The following is a 24624-nucleotide window of genomic DNA, read 5'->3' as shown; positions in this document are numbered from 1 at the left end:
AAGTTATCCATTTATTATTTTTAAATTTTTGACCGTATTTATAGCTAATATCTAGTACTTCATTCAATAAGTACGGTAAATATAAATGTTACTGGATATTTCTTTTTACTCAATATACCTAGCTATTATCTGTACTTACAAAGACTCTTAATGCCGAGCCAGTTAGCCTTAGATAAGATCAAAAAAGCCCACATTCAGTGGGCTTTTAAATACATCTAAAAGAAAAATTTACATCATTTCAACTGCAATAGCAGTAGCTTCACCACCACCAATACATAAAGACGCAAGACCTTTACTTAAACCTTTATTTTTCAGGGCGTGGATTAAGGTTACCATGATACGTGCACCACTAGCACCTAACGGGTGACCCAACGCACAAGCACCACCGTTAACATTAACTTTTTCTACGTCTAACTCTAATGCCTTAATACCCAGCATAGTTACCATAGCAAAAGCTTCATTGATTTCAAATAAATCAACATCAGCTGCAGTCCAATTAGCTTTAGCTAGTACTTTTTGCATAGCGCCGACCGGTGCAACGGTAAATTCAGCTGGCTTTTGAGCATGTGTTGCATGAGCAACAATCTTACATAATGGTGTTAAACCGCGCTTTTGAGCTTCTGACAGTTTCATCATAACTAAAGCCGCTGCACCGTCTGAAATTGAGCTTGAGTTTGCTGCAGTGATAGTACCGTCCTTTTTAAATGCTGGACGTAAACTAGGAATTTTGTCAGGACGCGCATTACCCGGCTGCTCATCAATATCAAACACTGAATCACCGCGACGAGACTTAATGGTTACTGGCGCTATTTCATTAACGAATGCACCATCAGCAATCGCTGCATTAGCACGTGCCAAAGAACGAATGGCGTAAGCGTCCATATCTTCACGACTAAATGCTGACTCGTCAGCTGTTTCTTGAGCGAAACATCCCATAGCAATACCGTCATAAGCATTCTCTAAACCGTCAGTCATCATGTGATCAAGCACTTGGCCATGACCCATCTTAATACCTGAGCGTCCTTTAGGTAATAAATGTGGCGCATTAGTCATACTTTCCATACCACCAGCGATAGCAACATCAATTGAGCCAGCTAGTAGTGCATCATGTGCTTGCATAGCGGCTTTCATGCCTGAGCCACAAACTTTGTTGATCGTAGTACAAGCTGTTGAAAGGTCTAAGTCGGCTTCTAATGCAGCTTGACGTGCAGGTGCTTGCTTCAAACCAGCAGGAAGTACACAGCCCATGATCACTTCATCAACTTGATCATTGGATAAATTTGCAGCTTGCATAGCACCACGAATAGCAGTAGCGCCTAAAGTGGTAGCACTTACTGCTGATAAACCGCCCATAAAACCACCCATAGGGGTACGTTTAGCAGCAACAATAACGATAGGATCTTGAGTAGACATAAAGCTCTCCGACAAAGTGTTGTTCGACATAACTCGATATTGCACAGATAACACTGACAATCACCGATAAGAATTGCGCAACAGATTACCCCATATTTTGCTTTACGCCAACGTAAACTTTATGGGTCTTTAGTCTTAGTTAAATGGGTTTACAGCAAAATTGCCTCACATTCTTTACAGTTGCAGAGGAATTTACCGCTTAGCTTTTACGTAGTTAGTTGAAAAACATATAACCACGCACTTGCACTTTACGTTAACGTAAACTTATTGTAAGGTATCCAACAGATGAAAAAGCGAGTTAACTGTGAGTAATTACAATGAGCAATAAAACCCCTGTCACCTACTCTATTGGCGAATTAGCCCGAGAATTTGACATTACGACCCGCAGTATCCGTTTTTATGAAGATCAAGGCTTGATACTGCCAACTCGCAAAGGTCAAACAAGAATATACAACCAAAGAGACAGAGTTCGACTAAAGTTAATTCTGCGTGGTAAACGCTTAGGGTTTTCGTTAGCAGAAACTGGGCGTTTGTTTGAACTTTACGATGCTGACAAGTCGAGTGCTACACAATTAAAAACCATTATGGATTTAATTGCTAATAAAAAAAATGATTTAAATCAGCAACTAGAAGATATACAAGCGGTATTAATTGAATTGACAGGTTTAGAAAAGAACTGTCAAAACGCGTTAGCGTCTATTGATACTTAAACAATAGATAATGAAAACAAAATAACAGCTAACGCATTTTAATAAGCGCGTTAACACGACCAATAATTATTAAAGGTACTACTATGATTTCTACTTTCTCATCAATGAATTTTAACTTAGGCGAAACTGTTGAAATGATCCGCGATACTGTCAACGCATTTGCTCGTGACGAAATCGCTCCTCGTGCAGAGCAAATTGATAAAGAAAATGAATTTCCGATGGACTTATGGCGTAAATTTGGCGACTTAGGTTTATTGGGTATGACAGTTGATGAACAATATGGTGGTTCTGGCTTAGGTTATTTAGAACACATGGTTGCCATGCAAGAAATTTCACGTGCTTCCGCCTCTGTTGGTCTAAGTTACGGCGCTATGTCAAACCTGTGCTTAAACCAATTAAATAAAAATGCTAGTCATGAACAAAAAGCTAAATACTTGCCAAAACTTTGTAGCGGTGAACATATTGGTGCTCTAGCTATGTCTGAGCCAAACGCCGGCTCTGATGTTGTAAGCATGAAACTAACAGCTGAAAAGAAAGGCGATAAGTACATTCTTAATGGCAATAAAATGTGGATCACTAACGGTCCTGATGCCCATGTTTATATTATTTATGCAAAAACAGATACCAGTGCCGGTTCAAAAGGCATCACTGCTTTTATAGTAGAGCGTGATTACCCAGGCTTTTCGCGCCATCAAAAACTCGACAAATTAGGTATGCGTGGCTCAAATACTTGTGAATTAGTGTTCCAAGATTGTGAAGTACCTGCCGAAAATATATTAGGTGAAGAAGGCAAAGGTGTTCGCGTATTAATGTCGGGCTTGGATTACGAGCGCCTAGTATTAACTGGTGGTCCTTTAGGTATTATGGATGCTTGTATGGATCTCGTTGTTCCTTACATTCATGACAGAAAACAATTTGGCCAAGCTATTGGTGAGTTTCAATTAATTCAAGGCAAAATTGCTGATATGTACACACAAATGAACGCGGCTAAGTCTTATGCTTACATGTGTGCAATGGCGGCCGATCGCGGTGAAACTACCCGTAAAGACGCTGCCGGCGTTATTTTATACTCTGCAGAACTCGCAACAAAAATGGCGTTAGATGCTATTCAGTTATTAGGTGGAAACGGTTATATCAACGAATTCCCTGCTGGGCGTTTATTACGTGATGCTAAATTATATGAAATTGGTGCTGGTACCTCAGAAATTCGTCGTATGCTGATAGGTCGTGAATTATTTAACGAGTCAGTTTAATTTAACTTTATCTCATTGCCAATAAACGCGATTTCTATGTCAAAAATACACATAGGCAAATTATGCTGAGTATTTTCCTTGAACTCGCGTCATTGGCTTTGAGAAAGTCGAATGGTGAAAAGGTAACAATCATAAAGATTACCCCCAGTGACTATTACTATTGAAAACGATTAACAACACGTAAGTAGTGCAATCGAACAATATCAATGTGCATTGTTAACTCAAAGACGCTAACGAAGTAAAAGTACAACAAACAGAAGGTTATACCGTGGCTAAGATAATATCGAAAATTAATCCCCGCAGCCCAGAGTTCATCGAAAATGCTGCTCATATGCAACTGCAAGTTGATGACTTAAAAGTTAAACTCGAAGAAATAAAGCTTGGTGGCGGTGAGCGCAGTCGCGAACGTCACTTATCGCGCGGTAAGTTACTGCCAAGAGATCGTGTTTATGCCCTACTCGACCCTGGCTCTGCATTTCTAGAGTTATCACAATTAGCCGCTTATGAGGTGTATGACGATAACGTTCCTGCTGCTGGCATTATCACCGGTATTGGCCGCGTAGGTGGCCAAGAGTGTATTATTGTTGCTAACGACGCGACAGTTAAAGGCGGAACTTATTACCCTTTAACAGTAAAAAAACATTTACGTGCACAAACTATCGCACAAGAAAATAACCTACCTTGCATTTACCTTGTTGACTCAGGCGGTGCCAACCTACCAAACCAAGACGATGTTTTCCCAGATAAAGAGCATTTTGGTCGTATTTTCTTCAACCAGGCCAATATGTCAGCGCAAAGTATTCCACAAATTGCGGTTGTTATGGGCTCATGTACTGCTGGCGGTGCATATGTGCCTGCCATGGCTGATGAGTCAATTATTGTCAAAGAACAAGGCACTATTTTCTTGGCAGGGCCACCATTAGTCAAAGCGGCCACCGGTGAAGTGGTGAGCGCTGAAGACTTAGGCGGCGCAGACGTACATTGTCGCACCTCTGGTGTGGCTGATCACATGGCACAAAATGATCATCACGCATTAGAAATTGCTCGTAGCGCTATTTCAAACTTAAACCGTGTTAAACCTGTGCAAATGGCAATTAAAGCAGTAGCTGAGCCAGCTTATGCTACTGAAGAAGTTTACGGTATCGTACCAAAAGATTCTCGCCAGCCATTCGATGTTCGTGAAATCATTGCCCGCGTGGTTGATGGTAGTGAATTCGATGAGTTTAAAGCCTTATATGGCACAACTTTAGTCTGTGGTTTTGCGCATATTTACGGCTACCCTGTGGGCATTGTCGCTAATAATGGGATTTTATTCGGTGAATCAGCGCAAAAAGGCGCTCATTTTATCGAACTTTGTGCACAACGAAAAATTCCACTGGTATTTTTACAAAACATCACCGGTTTTATGGTAGGTCAACAATATGAAGCCGGTGGTATCGCAAAACACGGCGCTAAAATGGTCACCGCGGTTGCCACCGCGCAAGTCCCTAAGTTCACCATTTTAATTGGTGGTAGCTTTGGTGCTGGTAACTACGGCATGTGTGGTCGAGCTTATGATCCTCGCTTCTTATTCATGTGGCCAAATTCACGTATCTCTGTGATGGGTGGCGAACAAGCCGCCGGCGTATTGGCGCAAGTAAAACGTGACCAAAAAGAAAAACGTGGTGAGCAATGGAGTGAACAAGAAGAAGCTGAATTTAAACAACCGATTATTGATGATTATGAACACCAAGGTCACCCTTATTATGCTTCAGCCCGTTTATGGGATGATGGCGTAATTGATCCAGCAGATACTCGTCAAGTGCTTGGCTTAGCTATATCGGCATCACTAAATAAACCGATTGAAGAGACCAAGTTTGGTCTGTTTAGAATGTAGAGGTAAGTTGACGATGTTTACACCCATACATATAAAAAGTCCAAGTGAAAAAGTCTTGTTTGATGTTGACAGTAACGGCGTAGCAACCGTTACCATGAACAACCCTGATAAGCATAATGCCTTTGATGACACCATTATTGCTGCGTTAAGTCAGCTATTTAATGATATTGCTCAATGCGATGGCATCAAGGTGATGGTGCTTGCGTCAACCGGAAAAAGCTTCTCTGCTGGTGCTGATTTAGGCTGGATGAAGCGTATGGCTTCTTATTCTTATCAAGAGAATTTATCTGATGCAAACGCGCTCGCCCAAATGTTAAAAAACCTTAACTTTTTACCACAACCTACCATAGCCAAAGTGCAAGGTGCAGCGTTTGGTGGTGCAGTCGGTTTAGCTAGTTGCTGTGATATTGTACTGGCCAGTGAAAAAGCTAGCTTTTGTTTAAGTGAAGTTAAATTAGGGTTAATTCCAGCCACCATTAGCCCGTATGTAGTGAATGCCATTGGTCAAAAAGCCAGTCGACGTTATTTCCAAACTGCTGAACGATTTTTTGCTGATAAAGCCCAACAGTTAGGGTTAGTTGACGAAATACTACCAGTAGCAGACTTAGACGCTGCAGTGGAGAAAATGACACAAACATTACTGGCTAATGGCCCATTAGCGGTGCGCCAAGCTAAGCAATTAGCACTTGATGTCGCTTATCAAGATATCGATGAAACTCTAATTGATATGACCAGTGAACGTATTGCAGCAATCCGCGTATCAAGCGAAGGTCAAGAAGGCTTAACGGCATTTTTCGAGAAACGCCAACCTACTTGGCAAGCTGCATTAACGCCACCAAACGTTTCACAAAAAAAATTATTAAATAAAGGCGAAGGATAAACTCATGTTTACTAAAATACTAATTGCCAACCGCGGCGAAATTGCTTGTCGTGTTATTAAAACGGCTCGTAAAATGGGCATTTTAACTGTCGCTGTTTATTCTGATGCTGATGCTGACGCTTTACATGTCAATATGGCTGATGAAGCTATTCATATTGGCGGCTCGCCTTCACGTGAAAGTTACTTGTTATCTGAAAAAGTCATCGAAGCCGCTAAACGTACCGGCGCACAGGCTATTCATCCAGGTTACGGTTTTCTTTCAGAGAATGCCGATTTCTGTCGTATGTGTGCGGCTGAAGGTATTACCTTTATTGGTCCTCCAGTTGCCGCAATTGAAGCCATGGGCTCAAAATCGGCTGCTAAGAACATAATGGAAGCGGCTCAAGTACCCCTTGTGCCTGGCTACCACGGTGATGACCAATCAGAAGCCGTTATTAAAAAAGCTGCTGACGATATGGGTTACCCAGTTTTACTAAAAGCGACCGCTGGTGGCGGCGGTAAAGGTATGCGTCAAGTATGGAGCGAAGATGAATTTTCGGAAGGCTTCGCTGCGGCTAAACGTGAAGCTAAGTCTTCATTCGGCGACGATACTATGTTGGTTGAAAAGTACTTAACACAACCACGCCACGTTGAAATTCAAGTATTTTGCGATAATCACCAAAATGCCGTTTACCTTTTTGAGCGCGATTGTTCTGTACAACGCCGTCATCAAAAGGTCATTGAAGAAGCGCCAGCATTTAGCATGAGTGAAGAACTTCGCGCTAAAATGGGTGAGTCGGCGATAAAGTCAGCACAAGCTATTGGTTACCAAGGTGCCGGTACGGTTGAATTTTTACTTGATATTGATGGTTCATTTTACTTTATGGAAATGAACACTCGCCTGCAAGTTGAACACCCTGTTACTGAGTTAATTACCGGTCAAGATCTTGTTGAGTGGCAACTGCGCGTAGCTGCAGGTGAAGTGTTACCCAAAGCACAGCATGAGTTAAAAATTACTGGTCATGCGTTTGAAGCACGTATCTATGCTGAAGATCCTAACAACGACTTTTTACCTGCAACAGGCACCTTAGATTTTTTACAACCACCACTAGAAAGTGAATTTGTTCGTGTTGATACCGGTGTTCGCCAAGGCGACGACGTGAGCGTATTTTACGACCCAATGATTGCCAAGCTAATTGTTTGGGATGAAAGTCGTGAAAAAGCCCTACAACGTATGGCAAAAGCACTATCTGAATATCGTATCAGTGGTGTGACAACTAACATAGATTTTCTGTATAACTTAGCAACATCAGCACCTTTTGTTAATGCTGATATCGACACAGGTTTTATCGAAAAAAATCAAGATCTTATTTTCCATGAGAGTGAGCAAGCCCTAGCTGGTGAATTACCTATGGCAGCGTTGTATTTAGTTTTAGCACAAGCTCATCAAGCACAATTGAGCGCAGCTAAGACTAACGACCCATTCTCACCTTGGAACATGACCAACGCATGGCGCTTAAACGAGGCCAGCATTCATCATATGGTGCTTGCTCATCATGGCACGGAATATCCAATTACTGTCGAACAAAAACGTCAAGGTAGCGGTAGTTACTATTTGATCACTGTTGATGGTCAAACGGTAGATTGCCAAGGTCGTATCGACAACGATACTTTGTATGTCAGTATCGACGGTTACCGCAGTCATGCCACTATCGCTCAAAATGGCACACAAATTAGCCTTTATCATCAAAACGGTGTTTTTAACTTCACCCATATTTTACCTGATTGTGGTGATAACAGTAGCGATGATAGTCATGGCGGCTTAGTCGCACCAATGAACGGTACTATGGTCGCGGTATTAGTTAAGGCAGGCGATACCGTCACTGCAGAACAACCGTTGATGATCATGGAAGCAATGAAAATGGAGCACACTATTCGTGCGCCAAGTAATGGCGTTGTCGATACCATTTACTATAACGCAGGTGATATGGTTGACGGTGGCGCTGAATTAATAGCCTTTAGTGCCGAGGAAGCATAATGACTAACCTAGCAAACTCTTTATTGCCTACTCAAGTAAAGATTGTTGAAGTAGGACCACGCGATGGTCTGCAAAACGAGAAAGTACAGATTAGTGCTGAAGATAAAATAGCCTTAATTGATCAGCTGGCTGATGCTGGTGTCAACTATATTGAAAGTGGTAGCTTTGTTTCACCTAAATGGGTGCCACAAATGGCTACGTCAACCGATGTTTTCAATGGTATTAAACGCAATGAAGGTGTTACGTACGCAGCATTAACGCCTAATATGAAAGGCTTTGAGGCAGCAATGGCAGTTAATGCCAATGAAGTGGCCATTTTTGGCGCCGCATCCGAAGCTTTCAGTCAGAAAAATATTAATTGTTCAATCGAAGAAAGCTTACAGCGCTTTGAGCCAATAATGCAGGCAGCAAAAGCCGCTAATATTCCCGTACGCGGCTATGTTTCTTGTGTTGTTGGTTGTCCATATGACGGTTTTATTGAACCTGAGCAAGTCGCTATGGTTGCAGAAAAACTCTACAACATGGGCTGCTACGAAATATCATTAGGTGACACGATTGGTGTTGGCACTCCAGCGAGCGTGGCTAAGATGATCCAAGCGGTAAACACCCACGTCCCTATGAATAAATTAGCAGTACACTTTCATGATACATATGGCCAAGCGTTAACAAACATTTACACTGCATTACAGGCCGGTGTTATGGTGGTCGATAGTGCTATTGCAGGTTTAGGTGGTTGCCCATATGCTAAAGGCGCATCAGGTAATGTTGCTACCGAAGATGTTTTATATCTGCTTAATGGTTTAGGTATAGAAACAGGTATTGATTTTGACAAGCTATTAGCGGCAGGTTGGTTTATTAGCGATAAATTAGGTAAAGCGCCAATATCAAAAGTATCGACAGCATATCGCGCTAAATAAGCTGAATGTAAAACTGAGTTTAGTGATGTCGCTAAACTCAGTGTAAAAATATAAGTAAAAATAAAAATAGCGATTTAAGTAACGCTAACAGTAACAATAAAAACTTATCAATGAGGAATAAACAATGGCAGGATTTGACAAGGTAGTGTCAAGCTATGAAGAAGCTATGGCAGGTCTTGAAGACAACATGACCGTAATTGCTGGCGGCTTTGGATTATGCGGCATTCCAGAGAACTTAATTAGTGAAATTAAACGTAAAGGCACTAAAGGCTTAACTGTAGTTTCAAATAACTGTGGTGTTGATGATTTCGGCCTAGGTATTTTACTTCCTGATCGTCAAATCAAAAAAATTATTGCCTCATACGTAGGCGAGAATGCTGAATTCGAACGCCAAATGATGAACGGTGAATTGGAAGTTGAATTAACCCCTCAAGGTACGTTAGCCGAAAAGATGCGTGCTGGTGGTGCGGGTATACCTGCTTTTTACACCGCTACAGGTTACGGGACTCCCGTTGCAGAAGGCAAAGAAGAACGTGAGTTTGATGGCAGACATTACATTTTAGAACCGGCAATTAAAGGCGACTTTGCTATTGTCAAAGCATGGAAAGCCGACCGATACGGGAATTTAGTCTTTAGAAAAACGGCACGTAACTTTAATCCATTAGCCGCAACCGCCGGTAAAATTACCGTGGTAGAGGTCGAAGAAATTGTTGAGCCGGGCGAGTTAGACCCTGATCACATTCATACACCAGGAATTTACGTAAACCGCTTAATTTTAGGTTCATTTGAAAAACGCATAGAACAACGCACTGTTCGCAGCGACGCATAGGTAAAAGGAGTAATTTATGGCTTTATCAAGAGAACAATTAGCACAACGCGTTGCACAAGAGCTGCAAGATGGTTACTACGTTAATTTAGGCATAGGTATTCCAACGCTCGTAGCAAACTACGTACCTGAAGGCATGGAGGTTATGCTGCAATCTGAAAATGGTCTTCTCGGTATGGGGCAGTTTCCTACTGAAGCAGAAATTGATGCTGACTTAATCAACGCCGGTAAGCAAACCGTTACTATGGCAACGGGGGCATCCATTTTTGATTCAGCGGAATCTTTTGCCATGATCCGTGGTGGGCACGTTGATTTAACGGTTTTAGGTGCATTTGAAGTCGATGTAAACGGTAACATTGCCTCATATATGATCCCGGGTAAGCTAATCAAAGGCATGGGCGGTGCAATGGATTTAGTTGCGGGCGCTGATAATATTATTGTGACTATGACACATGCGTCTAAGCATGGCGTATCTAAGCTATTAAGTAATTGTACGTTGCCGTTAACGGGCAAAGGTTGTATTAAAAAAGTACTGACTGACTTAGCGTTCATTGAAATCAAAAATGGTAAATTTTACCTACTTGAACGTGCGCCGGGCGTATCAGTAGAAGAGATTGTAAAATTAACAGAAGGTGAATTAGTTGTTGAAGGTGATATACCTGAAATGAGCTTCTAAGCTTGTAAGACACTTTTTAGACACACAGATAAACATTAGGGGCTTAGCCCCTTTTTTTAACATTGATATACTTTCAGCATTACCTGTTACAGTACTTTTTGTCTTACTAAATCCAGCACAGACAGCCAATAATAAAGCATTGTTTATTAATGAATTAATCAAATTAACACCTGCCACAGCGTTACGTTTAATCACAAATAGGTTGCAATTTACTACAGTTTTGGTAATACTGAAATTGACAAAGAAAAGGCAAGACACGCGAAAACGTGTTACGCAAAACCACCGGTCTAAGGGTTTATATAATTTTATATTTATCTATGACAGCGGAGTTACCGTGTTATTAGGTACATCCTGTGGTTTTTTCTTTTACTAACTCTACTTGCATTATAAAAGGTTATTAAAATGAAAAAATTATTACTAGTTACTACCATGACTGCTTTAACTATGACGTCTATTATATCTGCGCCGAAAGCGCAAGCCGCTGACATTGCACAAAGTGTATGTGAGTATGTTGCCGCTGACGACAAGAAACGTATGCGTTCATTCTTAAAGTCGAATAAATTAAAAATTCGTAATATCTTTGACGGTATTCAGTGTAATGGGCAAAACTTGTTAGAATTTGCTGCTACTAGAGGTTCAATTGCAACGGGCTCTTTGATGATTAGTAAATTACCAAAGAAAACTGTTTCAGCTAACTTAGCACTTATTCAAAATGGATCGCAACCATTAATCGACGCTGCAAACGAACGCGTTAGCAGCTAGAAATTTATTTTCCAGTAGGCGTTTATACTTAGTGTAAGTTCAATGTTTTACTAGTTAATAATTCTTATGTCATTAAAAGGGTCAGCATTTGCTGACCCTTTTTTCTTGTCATTTACCAAAATCAATAAAATTTCTTCAATTCAACTAGCTACCCTTTCGAAAACTGATTAAAATCACGCCCAACAACACGATTTTAATTCACTTGGTTAATTTAATGACAAATAAACGCAGCTATATCAACAGTAATAATGCCCTTGTATTAACTGGTGGTGGCGCACGTGCAGCCTATCAGGTCGGGGTTTTATCTGCGATAGCTAAGTTTATGCCACGTAACCATGGTGTGCCCTTTCCAATTATTTGTGGTACCTCGGCAGGTGCAATCAATTCAACTGCACTCGCTTGTTACGCTTCATGTTTTCAATTGGCGGTTAAAAAATTGGAATGGGTATGGAAAAATCTCGATCCTGGTCGTATTTATCACAGTGATGCTATGCGTGTGTCTAGCCATTTAATTGCTGGGATACTTGGCGGCTTTCAAGCTGATTACGCAAATAAAAGCGCCAGAAGTTTATTAAACAATGCTCCGCTCAAACAACTGTTGGAAACTGTAGTCGACTTTAATCGCATTGATACCAATATTCGACGTGGCTACTTATCTGCGGTATCCGTAACGGCATCAAGCTATACTAGCGGCAACTCTATTAGCTTTTTCCAATCTGAAGAGTCTATCTCTCCTTGGTTCAGAGCTAAACGTCGTGGAGAGCCAACACAATTAAATAGCCAACACTTGATGGCATCCGCGGCTATTCCATTAGTATTTCCATCAGTAAAAATACGCCATAACCATTTAGGCGACGGCTCTGTGCATCAGTTATCCCCGTTGAGTCCTGCGATTCATTTAGGCGCGGAAAAAATATTTATTGTGGGTGTTGAGCAGCCTAAAGATCCCATCCATGCAGAAGAGAACAATCCTCATCCCCCGACAACAGCATCCATTGCTGGTCATCTACTAGATTCAGTTTTCTCTGATACTCTACAAAGTGATATTGAGCGTATGGAGCGGGTTAATCATACTTTATCGTTAATTCCTGATGAGCATAAAAAAAATGCTACAGGTTTAAAGAATATCGACTCTTATTTGCTTAACCCGAGTCATAACTTTAACAGTATTGCCGTTAAATATTATGACAAATTACCTTTGCCAATACGCCTGCTTCTGCGTGGCATTGGCATTAGTAATGATGCAGAATCGAGTTTACTAAGTTACTTACTTTTCGAAAAAAACTACTGCAAAGAATTAATAAACCTAGGCTTTAATGACGCACTAGAGCAAGAAGCTAAAATCCGCCAGTTTCTCAAAATATAATGCTAGCAGTTGCAGTAAAAAATAAATGAGGTAACCGTTGATGGCATGTCATTACAAGTAATTAACGATTATGTTAATGCCCTTCTTGTACAAAGCGCTCTGCGCGCTCTACTCGTCTAGGCTTGCCACGGACAATCAATGTATCTTGTGGTTGTAAGATAATACTAATATCAGGCGCTTCAGTTTCAATCTCATCGCGCCTTAGTGCCACAACAACAACTCGACGTTCATCAAGCTTTAATGAGCCAATAGAGTGGCCATTAGCAAATGATTGCTCTGATATAATAATAGCATGAGCAAACTCAATACGATCAATCGCTTCAGGACTCATATCGGTATGTTCACCTTGAAAAAAGCCATGTAAATGATTGTAGTGATTTTTTCGTTCTTTTTGCACACGGCGAACTATTCTGGAAAAAGGCACCCCAGTCAACGACAATACTTGCGATACAAGCATTAAACTCCCTTCTAAGCTCTCAGGCACTACTTCATTAGCGCCTGCAGCATGCAACTCGTCTAACTGATCATCATTACGCGTCCTAACTAAAATAGGCACATCAGGCGCTAAAGAGCGCACCTTCTGAATAACATCCAGTGATTGTTTATCTTCGCCAAACGCAATGACTACAAGCTTTGCTTTTGACAAATGCGCGGCATGTAGTAACTCGGCTTGTCGTGAAGAGCCAAAAAGTACATTTTCACCTGCTTCTCGTGCTTTAGTTGTCCTTAATGGGTCAATATCGATAGCAACAAAATCAATTGATTCTTGCTTTAAAAAGCGACTCACGGTTTGTCCAATACGACCAAAACCACAAATAATAACATGATCGCTTAACGTCGTATTATTAGGTAATTGCTCAAGTGTATTGGTATCAAATTGTTTTTCTCGGCTGAGCCATAATGCCCAAGTACGGGCATGGCTGATCATATAAGGTGTTATTGCCATACTTAGCACACCAGTTCCTAATAAAATTGACGCGGTAGTTTCAGGTAAAATTTCGACTTGGCTAGCTAAAGCAATCAGAACAAAACCAAACTCGCCCATTTGCGCTAACATAATGCCTGCGGCCCAAGCGTCTTTAGGTGACTCTCCAGCTCGCTTTGCTAGCAACACAACCACCAACACTTTAACGACCATAAAACAAACCAACAAAACAATAATCAGTAATGGCGATGAAAACACTACCCCGATATTAAGTTTCATGCCAACAGTGACAAAGAATAAACCTAATAAAATATCTCTATAAGGCCTAATATCTGCTTCAAGTTGATGTTTATATTGGCTTTCACCTAGCATCATTCCGGCTAAAAAAGCACCTAATGCCATTGAAAGGCCAAACCATTGTGTTAATGCTGACGCCACTAATGTCACTAACAATGTCGTTAAGACAAACAGCTCATCGGTTCTTACTTGCGCCACTAAATTAAATAACCGAGGTAACACCCATTTGCCCGCTAGTAGCAACAATGAAACAACAAACACCCCTTTCACTAAAGCAAAAAGTAGTGCTAAAAGAAAAGATGAGTCGCCGCCTTGAGCAAGCAAAGGGATAACAATTAATAGTGGTACCACGGCAACATCTTGAAAAAGTAACACAGCAACAGAGAGTTGCCCTGACTTTTTCTTCATGCCACCACTTTCACTGAGTTGCCTTATCACGATCGCTGTTGAAGATAACGCCAATATGCCGCCAATAGTAATTGCGGCAGCAAAACTTTGTCCTAATAGCATCGCGACGAGCATAAAAATGACAAGTGAAATGCCAACTTGTAAGCTACCAACAGTCACCACAAGGTGTCGCATTGCCACGAGCTTAGGTAATGAAAACTCAAGTCCAAGGGTGAACAGAAGAAATACAATACCCAGTTCAGCAAAGTGGTCATAATCAACATGCTCTTGTGCTAGGGCTAAACCGTGCTCGCCCACCAAAACGCCGGCAACTAGATATGCCAAGATTGCAGGCAACTGCAAACGACGGAAAAGCCAAACAATTAAAACGGCACTGGATAATATTGCGAGTAACTCAAGATGACTTGTCACATGTATTCCTTACAAGATGGTAAAACGGGTAATTACGACGCTACTCAGCTGCTCCGCTTATAATGAAGCAAATGGACCACATTAAGTGTAGCCTTGCACTAGCAACCTTGTCTAAATTTTTTTCTTTAACTAGCAGAAAAATATAATTAAAAGCGGCAACTTAACAAGTATTGCTTAATATAATACGCAGGTAAAAGTGCAACTGATGAACACTACCAATCCTGCTAAAAACAACTGTTGACTCGAGTCATTAAGATAATATTAGACAATTTATAGATCGGTATGCTTTTTGCTTTAGCTAAGTTAAGAAAGTTATATCGTCAAAATTGCTAGGAAAAAGTATGCGAACTGTCAATGTTGTTAATCATCCTAACGCCAAATTTAATGCCTTCACATTATTTCAACATAATGAACAGCAAAGCCAGCGGAATCTGGCTTTACTGGAACAATTACAAACAACATTGGATGTTAAAAAGCTGATAAATATTTTTTCGGTTGAAGTAGCAAAGTATCTTGATTTTACTGGTATTTATTTCAAACATACCGATGTAAGTGCCACCGCTCGCGGCAGTAGGCAAGCCAAAGCTGAACGTCAGTTTGAATTAAAACTTAATGGCCAATTTTTTGGCATGATAACTTATGCCGTCAATATGCCGATAAGTATTGCTAACTATGAAATACTCAATGAATTACATCAGCTGCTGGTAAACCCCTTAAACAATGCCGTTAAATACCATCAAGCGATGCAATTAGCTATGCAAGACGGTTTAACACAGTTAGGTAACCGTCGAAGTTTTGACGAACAAATTAAACGAACTATGGCTCAAGCGGCTCGTCGACACACTCGTGTTGGCTTAATTCTATGTGATTTAAATAAATTTAAAGCCATTAATGACTCTTTTGGCCACGTTATCGGTGATAGTGTGCTAGTGCATTTTGCTCAAGCATTACGTCAAAGTGTGCGCGATACCGATTGTATTTTTCGCTTCGGTGGTGATGAATTTGCAATTATTATCGGCGATGCTTGTCAGCAATCATTAATGGTTATTGAGCAACGAATTTATCAAGCTATGTCACAAGATGCACTCTTGGCAAAGTATAATGTTACCAGCAGCTTAGGCCTAGCATTTATGAATAAAGCTGACAATGCGACTAGCTTTTTTGAACGTGCAGATACCGCGTTATACTCACAAAAAATGAACATTCCACGCAAGCTGAGCATAGTTTCACAACAAAGCTAAGGATTAATAACTTCCCTATAAAAAAGGAAACTACTAAGATAGCTAGGTGTTACTTTAGAAATCATGTAATGCACGTGATTTCTCGGCAGGTGTGGCAGCAATGTACAAGCGGCAAAATCTTACCGCTTGGGCAAACTTATCTGGGCCAGTTTTTGCCAATATTTGACGGAAAAACACTGCGTCTAGACGAAAATTATCACAGTAATATTCAATAGCCTCTTCAATGCTAGGATAACAAACCCCGTCAAAGTTAAAACTTTCGCTATCACCTTCTGACGTTATCTCGACACCATCAAGGATAAGCGGCCAACCGAAAAAATTCACTCGCTGTTTAGCCACTTCATACATAAACCAAGCGCTTTTTTGAAAACCAGAAAAACTACCACCTTCAAAGCCAGCATCTGCAAGCTCTTCACGTGTCCAGTTTAAGCCAATCGCTAAGTCTTTCTTATACTTTCTCATCAAAAACTTTTTCACTTGTTGTGACACTTGCCAAATACTCCTCACTTTAGCTTTGAGGGCTGCATCTAAGCATTCGCTACAACTTGGTACTGTTAACTTGGGATGTGGACAATCAAAAATGACATGTGCTTGATGTGGAAAAGTAAAATGACTTGCTGCTGGTTCGGCACAGAACCAGCATTGATGTCTATTTTGAAAAGGTACTTCAATAAAACAATTGTATTCAGACATTATGGATTATTTTTTGTGCTTAATAACACCAGAGTTAAACACCATTAACGTCTTTTTCCAAGGCTTTTGTTTTTTTGTTTTTGTGATTTAGCTCGACGTTTTGCCGCCGGTGTTGCGCTTTCTTTTTTACGCGCTAACAGTTGGTTTTTCTCTTGTGTCGCTTTATAACGACTCTTCTTCAATGGCGCATCTTCTTTTGCATCATATTGCCCAGGTAAAGCGCGATCTAACTCATAACCTGGAACAATTATACGCTCAAACTTACGTTCAATTAGTGCTTCAATATTATCAAGAAATTGTTCGTCTTTTGGACTTACCAATGAAATGGCTGTACCTGATTTACCCGCACGGCCCGTTCGACCAATGCGGTGAACATAATCTTCTGCCAAAAAGGGTAAATGGAAATTAACCACGTAAGGTAAATCGGCAATATCCAAGCCTCGGGCAGCAACATCAGTAGCAACTAATACACGAACACTACCGTCGATAAACTGTTCTAATGCTTTATTACGGGCACCTTGTGTTTTATCACCATGGCATAAAGCGGTTTTGATACCATCAAGCTTTAATTCTTTTGCTAAAATATTAGCACTTTCTTTTGTACCGGCAAAAACTAACACTTGTTGCCAGTTGTTAACACCGATCAACTCAGACAACAATTCAGCTTTTCGTGTTTCAGAAACCCAATACACTGATTGTTTTACTTTGCCTGACGTGGAGTTTTGACGTGCTACTTCAATTGTTTTCGGCGTTTTAAGTATTTTCTTCGCTAACGTTTTAACTTTATTTGAAAATGTTGCAGAGAACATTAAAGTTTGATGCTTTGCTTTAATCATAGCAACCACACGTTCAATATCGTTATAAAAGCCCATATCTAACATACGATCAGCTTCATCAAGCACAAGAAACTGTACTTGTGATACATCTAAATTACGTTGTTCAAGGTGCTCAATTAAACGACCAGGTGTTGCCACTAAAACATCAACGCCCGCTTTCAACATTTTTGTTTGTGGCGGCATATTAACACCACCAAAAACCACACCAGAGCGCAAAGGTAAAAACTCACTGTAGGTTTTTACATTCTCAGCCACTTGTGCTGCTAATTCACGAGTTGGCGTTAAAATTAACGCTTTAACTGTTGTGGTAGTATCAAAACCATCGGCATTAGGTTTAACTTTTTTCGCTAAAGCATCAAGAATAGGCAAAGTAAATGCAGCTGTTTTACCGGTGCCCGTTTGAGCACTAGCTAAAACATCGACACCTGTGCGAATAACAGGAATGGCTTGTTGTTGAATTGGCGTTAAATTTTTATAACCGCATGCTTTTACCGCTTTTAGTAAATTAGCCGATAAACCTATTGCATCCACACTCATCACATCACCATTTCTGTATTATCATAAACAACGTACCTAGCTAAATAGCAGAGCACCAAAATATTAAGGCGCGGATTATAGCAGCTTTGTTGCCAGTTGTTGCTATTAAATATTCCACCAATAATTAAGTACGCTTGCTAGTGCCAACTCCATAGGTTGTTTATAATGTATACTTGCTCACCAGATTATTTTTTTTGCCAAATCCCTTGGGTTAAATTGAACGCTTGCTGTTCTTTTTCATCTGGCTGATAGGTAGGTAACAAACCTTTATCTTGCTGCTGGTGGTAATCTTTGGTTATTTTTACCACCACACCAGAAAGCATAAATAAAGCACTAACATTAACAATCGTCATTAAGCCGGTTGATAAATCAGCAAGTGCAATAACCTCAGGCAATGTCGCCACAGAGCCGAATACCAACATTAATAAAAAGCCAACACGCAGGAACCAACGCCCTTGCATATTATCCATTTTTAAGTACTTCAAGTTATTATCTGCATAAGCATAATTGGCAACAATCGAGGTAAAAGCAAATAACAATATTGCAATCGTAATAAAGTCGCTACCCCAAGCGCCAACTTGATAAGCAAGCGCTTGTTGCGTTAATTGAATGCCTTGTGCTTGGCTGCCAGTATCCTTGAACAGTAATATCAAAATAGCCGTACAAGAACAGATAACAATGGTATCGAAAAAGACCGCTAACATTTGAATATACCCTTGAGAAACGGGATGAGGCGGAAAAGGCTCTGCAGCGGCAGCAGCATTAGGTGAACTACCCATACCCGCTTCATTTGAATATAAACCTCGTTTAATACCTTGCACGATAGCTGCACCAACCAAACCACTACCCGCTTCTTTTAAGCCAAATGCCGAAGCGAAGATATCGCTAATAACCATAGGGACTTTTTCAATATTTAGCCAGATAACCACCAAACAAACAATAATGTAGAGCAGCCCCATAAAAGGAACGGTTAGCTCAGCAAAACGAGCAATATTTTTCAGTCCACCCAACACAATAAACGCTGCGGCAATAGTGATAACAATACCAGTATAAAAAGGATCAAAGCCGTACGAACCATTAAATGCACTGGTAATAGAGTTTGCTTGTACTGCACTAAAAACAAAACCATAACCAAAAAACAAACACAGAGAAAAAGTTACCGCGAGCTTTTTATTTTTTAAGCCTTTACTCATATAATAAGCCGGTCCACCACGGAAGTTACCATTACTGTCACGCTCTTTATAAAGTTGCCCTAACGCACTCTCAGCAAAAGCGGTTGCCATGCCAACTAACGCAATTAGCCACATCCAAAAAACAGCACCCGCTCCCCCTAACGAGATAGCAACTGCCACGCCCATTAAGTTACCCGTACCTACTCGTGCCGCTAACGACGTACATAAGGCTTGAAAAGAAGATATGCCATGAGTGGAGCTTTTTCGACTGGATTTTAAAATGGTAAACATATGAAAGAAGCGTCTAATTTGTAGACCTTTCAAACGAATAGTAAACCAAATACCACAAGCAGTGAGCAGATAGATTAAAATACTGCCCCATAAATAACCGTTAATAGTGCCAACCCATAATTCAATAATACTGGGCTCGATTACACTGGGTTCTACCACGCTATTCTCCGAAGAATTTGTTGCTAGTTGTAACTCTGCTTGTTTTTCAAACGACTTAAACTATACCAAGATTAAAACATGGCAAAATCACCTGAGTGATTAATATAAAAGTCATATTGAATTAGACGTAAGTTTATAAGTTATATCGACTTTATCAGCGTTAGCTAGATAAGTAGCTGATTAAGTAAACTAAACATACGACTCAAATTGAGGTTAACTAATTAATTTTTATTTTGAACAGCTTAACAAAATTGCTTAGCAGATAAATAACTTTATTACTGTCAGGGAGAATAAAATAAATAAGTGCGTAAACTACCATCAAGGCGCGAAGGTGAAAAATAATAAATAAGGGAGTAATTACCGAGCGTAAACACAAAAATGCCGATAAGTATTATCGGCATTTGAACTTTGAGCACATATGTTATTGATTCATTACTAAAGCGCTTTAAATATCTCTTCTACAGAGTCTTTGGCGTCGCCGAATAACATTTGCGTGTTATCTTTAAAAAACAGTGGATTTTGTACACCAGCATAACCTGCCGCCATCGAGCGCTTGAATACCACAACATTTTTCGCATGCCAGACTTCAAGTACTGGCATGCCAGCAATTGGACTAGTGGGATCTTCAGCCGCCGCAGGGTTTACCGTATCATTTGCACCGATCACCAATACCACATCAGTTTCAGCAAAGTCTTCGTTAATCTCTTCCATACCTAACACTATGTCATAAGGCACTTTAGCTTCTGCTAAGAGTACGTTCATATGGCCCGGTAATCGACCCGCAACGGGATGAATAGCAAAACGCACATCAATGCCTTTGGCTTTCAAAGCTTGTGTCATTTCATAAACAGGGTACTGTGCTTGTGCTACCGCCATACCGTAACCTGGGGTAATAATTACTGATTTTGCACCGTTTAACATATCAGCAACTGCTTCTGCATTAATCTCAACGTGATCGCCATAATCGGTATCGGTATCAATGACCACGTCAGTACCAAAGCCACCGGCAATGACGCTAATAAACGAGCGGTTCATCGCTTTACACATAATGTAAGACAAGATTGCCCCTGATGAACCTACTAATGCACCAGTGACAATTAATAAGTCATTGTTAAGCATAAAGCCGGCAGCAGCAGCAGCCCACCCTGAATAGGAATTAAGCATAGAAACAACCACCGGCATATCAGCGCCGCCAATTGACGCCACCAAATGCCAACCAAAAACAAAAGCAATTAATGCCATTAAATAAAGTAGGTTATCTCCACCACCTTGTTGGACAAAAAGCACCATCAAGATAAATGATATAACGCCGGCTGCTAAGTTTAATTTATGTCGATGAGGCAACATTAAAGCAGCAGAATTGATAATGCCACGTAACTTAGCAAAGGCAACAATTGAGCCTGTAAAGGTTACCGCACCAATAAATACGCCAAGAAATACTTCAACTAAGTGAATATTGGTCGCCATTTGTTGGCTAGCTGTAATTGTAATATTAGCCATTGCAGAATGATCCATTTCAAAATAGCTATTGAACCCAACGAGTACTGCAGCTAAACCAACAAAACTGTGTAAAATAGCCACTAACTCTGGCATCTGTGTCATTTCAACTTTTTTCGCCAATTTCAGGCCAATAGCCGCACCAATGAGCATCGTCACTAAAATTATCCAGACATTGTCAACTCGCGGATCCGCAATGGTGGCAATAAGCGCAATAGACATACCGACAATACCGTACCAATTACCTGTTTCTGCCGTTTGTTGTTTGCTCAACCCTGACAAACTAAAAATAAATAATAACGCTGCTAGAATATAAGCGGCACTGATTAAACCTTGAGAAAATTCCATTACATCGCCCTTATTTTCTAAACATTTTTAACATACGTTTCGTGACCACAAAGCCACCAACAATATTGATCGTCGCGATAAGTATCGCAACACCAGCAAGTACTTGAATAAGTGGGTTACTGTTACCAACCTGTAAAATAGCACCAACAACAATAATGCCTGATATCGCATTAGTGACACTCATCAGCGGCGTATGCAGCGAATGACTAACATTCCAAACGACGTTGTAACCAATAACACAAGCGAGAACAAAAACCGTGAAGTGTGATAGAAAATCAGCCGGAGCAACGCTCGCAACCCAAGCAAAAAGTAAAGCACCCGCAGCCATAAAAGCGTGTTTTTTCCCCGAACTCATTGGTTGCTCTTGTTTTACTTCAACGGCTTGCTTAGTATCAGCTTTTGCCTTAGCAGGAGCGGCACTGACTTGAATAGGTGGTGGTGGGAAAGTTATCTCATTATCTTTAACAACCGTCATATTGCGAATAACAACGTCATCAAAATCTATATTGAATAAACCGTTTTTTTCTTTACACAACAGTTTCGCCAAACTAACCAAATTATTAGCATACAATTGTGACGATTGATTCGGTAATCGTGACACTAAATCGGTATAACCGATGATTTTAACGCCATTAGCATTCACAACCTTACCTGCTTGAGTTAACTCACAGTTACCGCCGCCTGCCGCCGCCAAATCAACAACGATACTGCCAGTTTTCATCGACTCAACCATAGCAGTTGTAATCAACTTAGGCGCAGGCTTTCCTGGGATCATCGCAGTGGTTATAATAATATCAACATCTTTTGCTTGCTCAGCAAACAGCGCCATTTCCGCATCGATAAAAGCTTTACTCATTTCTTTAGCGTAACCATCACCAGAGCCAGTATCTTCAGGCTCTTCGTAGTCAAGCTCGAGAAACTCTGCCCCCATACTTTCAATTTGTTCTTTCACTTCAGGTCGAGTATCAAAGGCGCGCACAATAGCCCCCAAACTACTGGCGGTGCCAATTGCAGCTAACCCCGCAACACCGGCACCAATAATCATGACTTTAGCCGGAGGCATTTTACCTGCTGCCGTTATTTGGCCAGTCAAAAAACGGCCAAAATGATGGGTCGCTTCAATGACAGCACGATAACCTGCAATATTCGCCATAGAGCTTAACGCGTCCATTGATTGGCTGCGGGTCATTCTTGGCACCATTTCCATGGCTAAAGTAGTAATACTTTTATCTTTTAATGCCGTTAAAATATCGGCATTTTGAGCCGGCGCAATAAAGCTGATCAGTTTTGCTCCGTCTTTCATCGATTCAACTTCGTCGATACTCGGTGGATTTACTTTAAAAATAATATCAGACTGCCAAACATTTTTTTTGGTAACAACACTCACCCCTGCCTCAATAAACTCTTGGTCGGTAAAACTTGCTTTAGTGCCGCAACCTTTTTGTACTTGCACTTCAAAGCCTAGCTTGAGTAAATCCGCTACTGCTGTTGGCGCACTAGCGACTCGGTTTTCACCTAATAATGTTTCTTTCGGTATACCAATAATCATAAATCACCTTTATTTCATCACAAAAATACTGTTAGTAAGTAAAGTAAATAGTTTGTTTTCTTGTTTTTACTTGCCCAGTATTTCATTCAACTGAATGTTAAAATTCTAATTAATTAGACTAATTAGACTAATGTTTTACCATTGTTCGCTCAATTTTCATACATCAAGCTTATCTATTTTCGCTATAAGCTAGCTGATATAACTTTATTTGCTATAGCCCAAAGGTCTAGTTTGCGCTATAGCAATAATAGATTAATATATTGAAATACATGCTAATAAGGATAGAAATATGATTTATCGACTCGCTAACCTAGTGCCAAGTGTTACTGACAGTAACTTTATCGCCCCTAATGCCACACTCATTGGTGATGTTGTATTAGGTGAACATGCTAGCATTTGGTTTAATGTTGTTATTCGTGCTGATATGGAAACTGTCAACATCGGCGAAAACACCAATATTCAAGATGGCTCTATTTTACATGTTGATACTGGCTTCCCTATGACTATCGGCCGTGACGTTACTGTTGGTCATAAAGTTATGCTGCATGGCTGCACCATAGGTGACAATACTTTAATCGGCATGAATGCGGTGGTATTAAATGGCGCAAATATTGGTAAAAACTGCTTAATTGGTGCGAATAGCTTGGTGACTGAAAACATGCAAGTACCTGATGGTCACTTAGTTTTAGGATCACCTGCAAAAGTCGTTAAAGCCCTTGATGATTCAACACGCGCCATGTTCACAAAGTCAGCCATGCACTATGTAGAGAACGGCCAACGTTATTTAACCGATCTAGCGCCGATTGATAAATAAGAACGGTCATAACTAAAGGGCTGAATTATCAGTCCTTTTTTACTTTCATCGTATGAGCTTTTTGATGAAATTCTACGTTTAATGCTCACTTCTTTTGCCTATCGCTATCCTTAGTCACAATTCATAAGAATTTAATTACGCCACGCAAGGTCTATTTACTTAGTTTTCATTATTTTTTTGTAATTATTCGACTGTGCATTATGCAACTATTCGGTTCGGTGATTCATTATTTAATAAAGCTAGCATTAACGGCTAAAGCGCTTATCAATAAGTTAGGGCCGTTATAGTAAATGGACAAATGCACGCATTATTCGCCGTGCAGCATTTACACAAATATCGTTCACTAAAATAACGTAATAGCTGAGGATAATATGTGCAGTACACCAAAACCAAGAACAAAAATCACAGGAAAAAGTGCCTCAAGCGCTAGTTTCTTATCAAGCATGTCAGCAGAAAGTAGACGCCGCTTTACTGAACAAGCAAATAGTGCTCAAGTACGTCGAGATAGCATTAAAATGGCGAAAAATAAGCAAAAGCAAATAGAAAGAGTATCAGTAAAGCAGAAAAGCACAGCCATTGAAACTAAAAAAAGCCCTCCGCTAAGTTACTGGTTACTAGAGGCGAGCCTAACAGAGATAGCGAAACGGCTATTGTTAAAAAAAGCTAAAGTAAATTATTAGCAGAGAGTATTAATGGTAAAATCTGCACTAACTGCCTTCATGGCTAAAACAGAGTAATAGCTGCAAATAT

20 protein-coding genes and 1 riboswitch are annotated in these 24624 nt (G+C 40.4%); of the genes, 13 read left to right on the top strand and 7 right to left on the bottom strand.

What is annotated here, in order from left to right:
- Window positions 1-228: 228 nt before the first annotated feature.
- A complete protein-coding gene (locus B0169_RS05075; protein WP_077284858.1) occupies window positions 229-1413 on the bottom strand; it encodes an acetyl-CoA C-acyltransferase in 1185 nt (394 codons plus the stop codon).
- Window positions 1414-1730: 317 nt separating this feature from the next.
- On the opposite strand from B0169_RS05075, the gene B0169_RS05070 reads away from it, so the two are divergent.
- The 10 genes from B0169_RS05070 (at window position 1731) to B0169_RS05025 (ending at window position 12696) form a co-directional block, all read left to right on the top strand.
- Window positions 1731-2123, top strand: coding sequence for a MerR family transcriptional regulator (locus B0169_RS05070; RefSeq protein ID WP_077284857.1), 393 nt, complete (start codon window positions 1731-1733; stop codon window positions 2121-2123).
- Window positions 2124-2206: 83 nt separating this feature from the next.
- Complete coding sequence (locus tag B0169_RS05065; protein WP_077284856.1) at window positions 2207-3376, top strand: isovaleryl-CoA dehydrogenase; 1170 nt, start codon at window positions 2207-2209, stop codon at window positions 3374-3376.
- Window positions 3377-3644: 268 nt separating this feature from the next.
- Window positions 3645-5252, top strand: a complete 1608-nt coding sequence (locus B0169_RS05060; protein WP_077284855.1) for a carboxyl transferase domain-containing protein — start codon at window positions 3645-3647, stop codon at window positions 5250-5252.
- 13 nt (window positions 5253-5265) lie between these two features.
- Entirely contained in the window at window positions 5266-6132 is an 867-nt protein-coding gene (locus B0169_RS05055) for an enoyl-CoA hydratase/isomerase family protein (RefSeq protein ID WP_077284854.1), read from the top strand.
- Window positions 6133-6136: 4 nt separating this feature from the next.
- A complete protein-coding gene (locus B0169_RS05050) occupies window positions 6137-8149 on the top strand; it encodes an acetyl/propionyl/methylcrotonyl-CoA carboxylase subunit alpha (RefSeq protein WP_077284853.1) in 2013 nt (670 codons plus the stop codon).
- A complete protein-coding gene (locus B0169_RS05045) occupies window positions 8149-9066 on the top strand; it encodes a hydroxymethylglutaryl-CoA lyase (RefSeq protein WP_077284852.1) in 918 nt (305 codons plus the stop codon). The genes B0169_RS05050 and B0169_RS05045 overlap by 1 nt, the downstream gene beginning before the upstream one ends.
- Window positions 9067-9190: 124 nt before the next feature.
- The gene (locus B0169_RS05040; RefSeq protein WP_077284851.1) at window positions 9191-9895 is read left to right on the top strand and encodes a CoA transferase subunit A; all 705 of its coding nucleotides are present in this window, start codon (window positions 9191-9193) and stop codon (window positions 9893-9895) included.
- Window positions 9896-9911: 16 nt separating this feature from the next.
- Window positions 9912-10568, top strand: a complete 657-nt coding sequence (locus B0169_RS05035) for a 3-oxoacid CoA-transferase subunit B (RefSeq protein WP_077284850.1) — start codon at window positions 9912-9914, stop codon at window positions 10566-10568.
- Window positions 10569-10806: 238 nt separating this feature from the next.
- Window positions 10807-10905: riboswitch (cyclic di-GMP riboswitch) on the top strand.
- 65 nt (window positions 10906-10970) lie between these two features.
- Window positions 10971-11330, top strand: a complete 360-nt coding sequence (locus B0169_RS05030; protein WP_077284849.1) for a DUF3718 domain-containing protein — start codon at window positions 10971-10973, stop codon at window positions 11328-11330.
- Window positions 11331-11544: 214 nt separating this feature from the next.
- Window positions 11545-12696, top strand: coding sequence for a patatin-like phospholipase family protein (locus tag B0169_RS05025; RefSeq protein ID WP_077284848.1), 1152 nt, complete (start codon window positions 11545-11547; stop codon window positions 12694-12696).
- A gap of 73 nt (window positions 12697-12769) precedes the next feature.
- On the opposite strand, the gene B0169_RS05020 is transcribed toward B0169_RS05025, so the two are convergent.
- Window positions 12770-14737, bottom strand: coding sequence for a cation:proton antiporter (locus B0169_RS05020; RefSeq protein ID WP_143323473.1), 1968 nt, complete (start codon window positions 14735-14737; stop codon window positions 12770-12772).
- A 341-nt stretch (window positions 14738-15078) separates the two neighbouring features.
- On the opposite strand from B0169_RS05020, the gene B0169_RS05015 reads away from it, so the two are divergent.
- Complete coding sequence (locus tag B0169_RS05015) at window positions 15079-15978, top strand: GGDEF domain-containing protein (RefSeq protein ID WP_077284846.1); 900 nt, start codon at window positions 15079-15081, stop codon at window positions 15976-15978.
- 54 nt (window positions 15979-16032) lie between these two features.
- Here the strand turns inward: B0169_RS05015 and B0169_RS05010 are convergent, their stop codons facing one another.
- The 5 genes from B0169_RS05010 to B0169_RS04990 form a co-directional block, all read right to left on the bottom strand.
- Window positions 16033-16671, bottom strand: a complete 639-nt coding sequence (locus tag B0169_RS05010; protein ID WP_077284845.1) for a hypothetical protein — start codon at window positions 16669-16671, stop codon at window positions 16033-16035.
- A 44-nt stretch (window positions 16672-16715) separates the two neighbouring features.
- Window positions 16716-18044: a DEAD/DEAH box helicase gene (locus B0169_RS05005; protein ID WP_077284844.1), complete on the bottom strand. Its 1329-nt coding sequence runs from the start codon at window positions 18042-18044 to the stop codon at window positions 16716-16718.
- 185 nt (window positions 18045-18229) lie between these two features.
- Window positions 18230-19636 (bottom strand): alanine/glycine:cation symporter family protein, encoded by a 1407-nt coding sequence (locus tag B0169_RS05000; protein WP_077284899.1) that lies wholly within the window; start codon window positions 19634-19636, stop codon window positions 18230-18232.
- Window positions 19637-20101: 465 nt separating this feature from the next.
- Window positions 20102-21511, bottom strand: a complete 1410-nt coding sequence (pntB, locus tag B0169_RS04995; RefSeq protein WP_077284843.1) for a Re/Si-specific NAD(P)(+) transhydrogenase subunit beta — start codon at window positions 21509-21511, stop codon at window positions 20102-20104.
- Between the two features lie 10 nt (window positions 21512-21521).
- Window positions 21522-23060, bottom strand: a complete 1539-nt coding sequence (locus tag B0169_RS04990) for a Re/Si-specific NAD(P)(+) transhydrogenase subunit alpha (protein WP_077284842.1) — start codon at window positions 23058-23060, stop codon at window positions 21522-21524.
- 289 nt (window positions 23061-23349) lie between these two features.
- On the opposite strand from B0169_RS04990, the gene B0169_RS04985 reads away from it, so the two are divergent.
- Both B0169_RS04985 and B0169_RS04980 read left to right on the top strand, forming a co-directional pair.
- Window positions 23350-23874, top strand: coding sequence for a gamma carbonic anhydrase family protein (locus B0169_RS04985; RefSeq protein ID WP_077284841.1), 525 nt, complete (start codon window positions 23350-23352; stop codon window positions 23872-23874).
- A gap of 371 nt (window positions 23875-24245) precedes the next feature.
- A complete protein-coding gene (locus tag B0169_RS04980) occupies window positions 24246-24554 on the top strand; it encodes a hypothetical protein (RefSeq protein ID WP_143323472.1) in 309 nt (102 codons plus the stop codon).
- Window positions 24555-24624: the final 70 nt, after the last annotated feature.

Source organism: Cognaticolwellia aestuarii (assembly GCF_002000025.1).
In the GTDB taxonomy this organism is placed as follows: Bacteria; Pseudomonadota; Gammaproteobacteria; order Enterobacterales; family Alteromonadaceae; genus Cognaticolwellia; species Cognaticolwellia aestuarii.
The sequence above is the reverse complement of the archived record's forward strand: the minus strand, read 5'-3'. Positions and strand labels throughout refer to the sequence as shown.

Excerpts from the sequence above, each read along its gene's own strand:
- B0169_RS05040 (WP_077284851.1), top strand. The coding sequence starts at position 9,191 with ATGGCAGGATTTGACAAGGTAGTGTCAAGCTATGAAGAAGCTATGGCA.
- B0169_RS05045 (WP_077284852.1), top strand. The coding sequence starts at position 8,149 with ATGACTAACCTAGCAAACTCTTTATTGCCTACTCAAGTAAAGATTGTT.
- B0169_RS05025 (WP_077284848.1), top strand. The coding sequence starts at position 11,545 with ATGACAAATAAACGCAGCTATATCAACAGTAATAATGCCCTTGTATTA.
- B0169_RS04980 (WP_143323472.1), top strand. The coding sequence starts at position 24,246 with ATGTGCAGTACACCAAAACCAAGAACAAAAATCACAGGAAAAAGTGCC.
- B0169_RS05015 (WP_077284846.1), top strand. The coding sequence starts at position 15,079 with ATGCGAACTGTCAATGTTGTTAATCATCCTAACGCCAAATTTAATGCC.
- B0169_RS05070 (WP_077284857.1), top strand. The coding sequence starts at position 1,731 with ATGAGCAATAAAACCCCTGTCACCTACTCTATTGGCGAATTAGCCCGA.
- B0169_RS05030 (WP_077284849.1), top strand. The coding sequence starts at position 10,971 with ATGAAAAAATTATTACTAGTTACTACCATGACTGCTTTAACTATGACG.
- B0169_RS05065 (WP_077284856.1), top strand. The coding sequence starts at position 2,207 with ATGATTTCTACTTTCTCATCAATGAATTTTAACTTAGGCGAAACTGTT.
- B0169_RS04985 (WP_077284841.1), top strand. The coding sequence starts at position 23,350 with ATGATTTATCGACTCGCTAACCTAGTGCCAAGTGTTACTGACAGTAAC.
- B0169_RS05035 (WP_077284850.1), top strand. The coding sequence starts at position 9,912 with ATGGCTTTATCAAGAGAACAATTAGCACAACGCGTTGCACAAGAGCTG.
- B0169_RS05055 (WP_077284854.1), top strand. The coding sequence starts at position 5,266 with ATGTTTACACCCATACATATAAAAAGTCCAAGTGAAAAAGTCTTGTTT.
- B0169_RS05010 (WP_077284845.1), bottom strand. The coding sequence starts at position 16,671 with ATGTCTGAATACAATTGTTTTATTGAAGTACCTTTTCAAAATAGACAT.
- pntB (WP_077284843.1), bottom strand. The coding sequence starts at position 21,511 with ATGGAATTTTCTCAAGGTTTAATCAGTGCCGCTTATATTCTAGCAGCG.
- B0169_RS05050 (WP_077284853.1), top strand. The coding sequence starts at position 6,137 with ATGTTTACTAAAATACTAATTGCCAACCGCGGCGAAATTGCTTGTCGT.
- B0169_RS05075 (WP_077284858.1), bottom strand. The coding sequence starts at position 1,413 with ATGTCTACTCAAGATCCTATCGTTATTGTTGCTGCTAAACGTACCCCT.
- B0169_RS04990 (WP_077284842.1), bottom strand. The coding sequence starts at position 23,060 with ATGATTATTGGTATACCGAAAGAAACATTATTAGGTGAAAACCGAGTC.
- B0169_RS05005 (WP_077284844.1), bottom strand. The coding sequence starts at position 18,044 with ATGAGTGTGGATGCAATAGGTTTATCGGCTAATTTACTAAAAGCGGTA.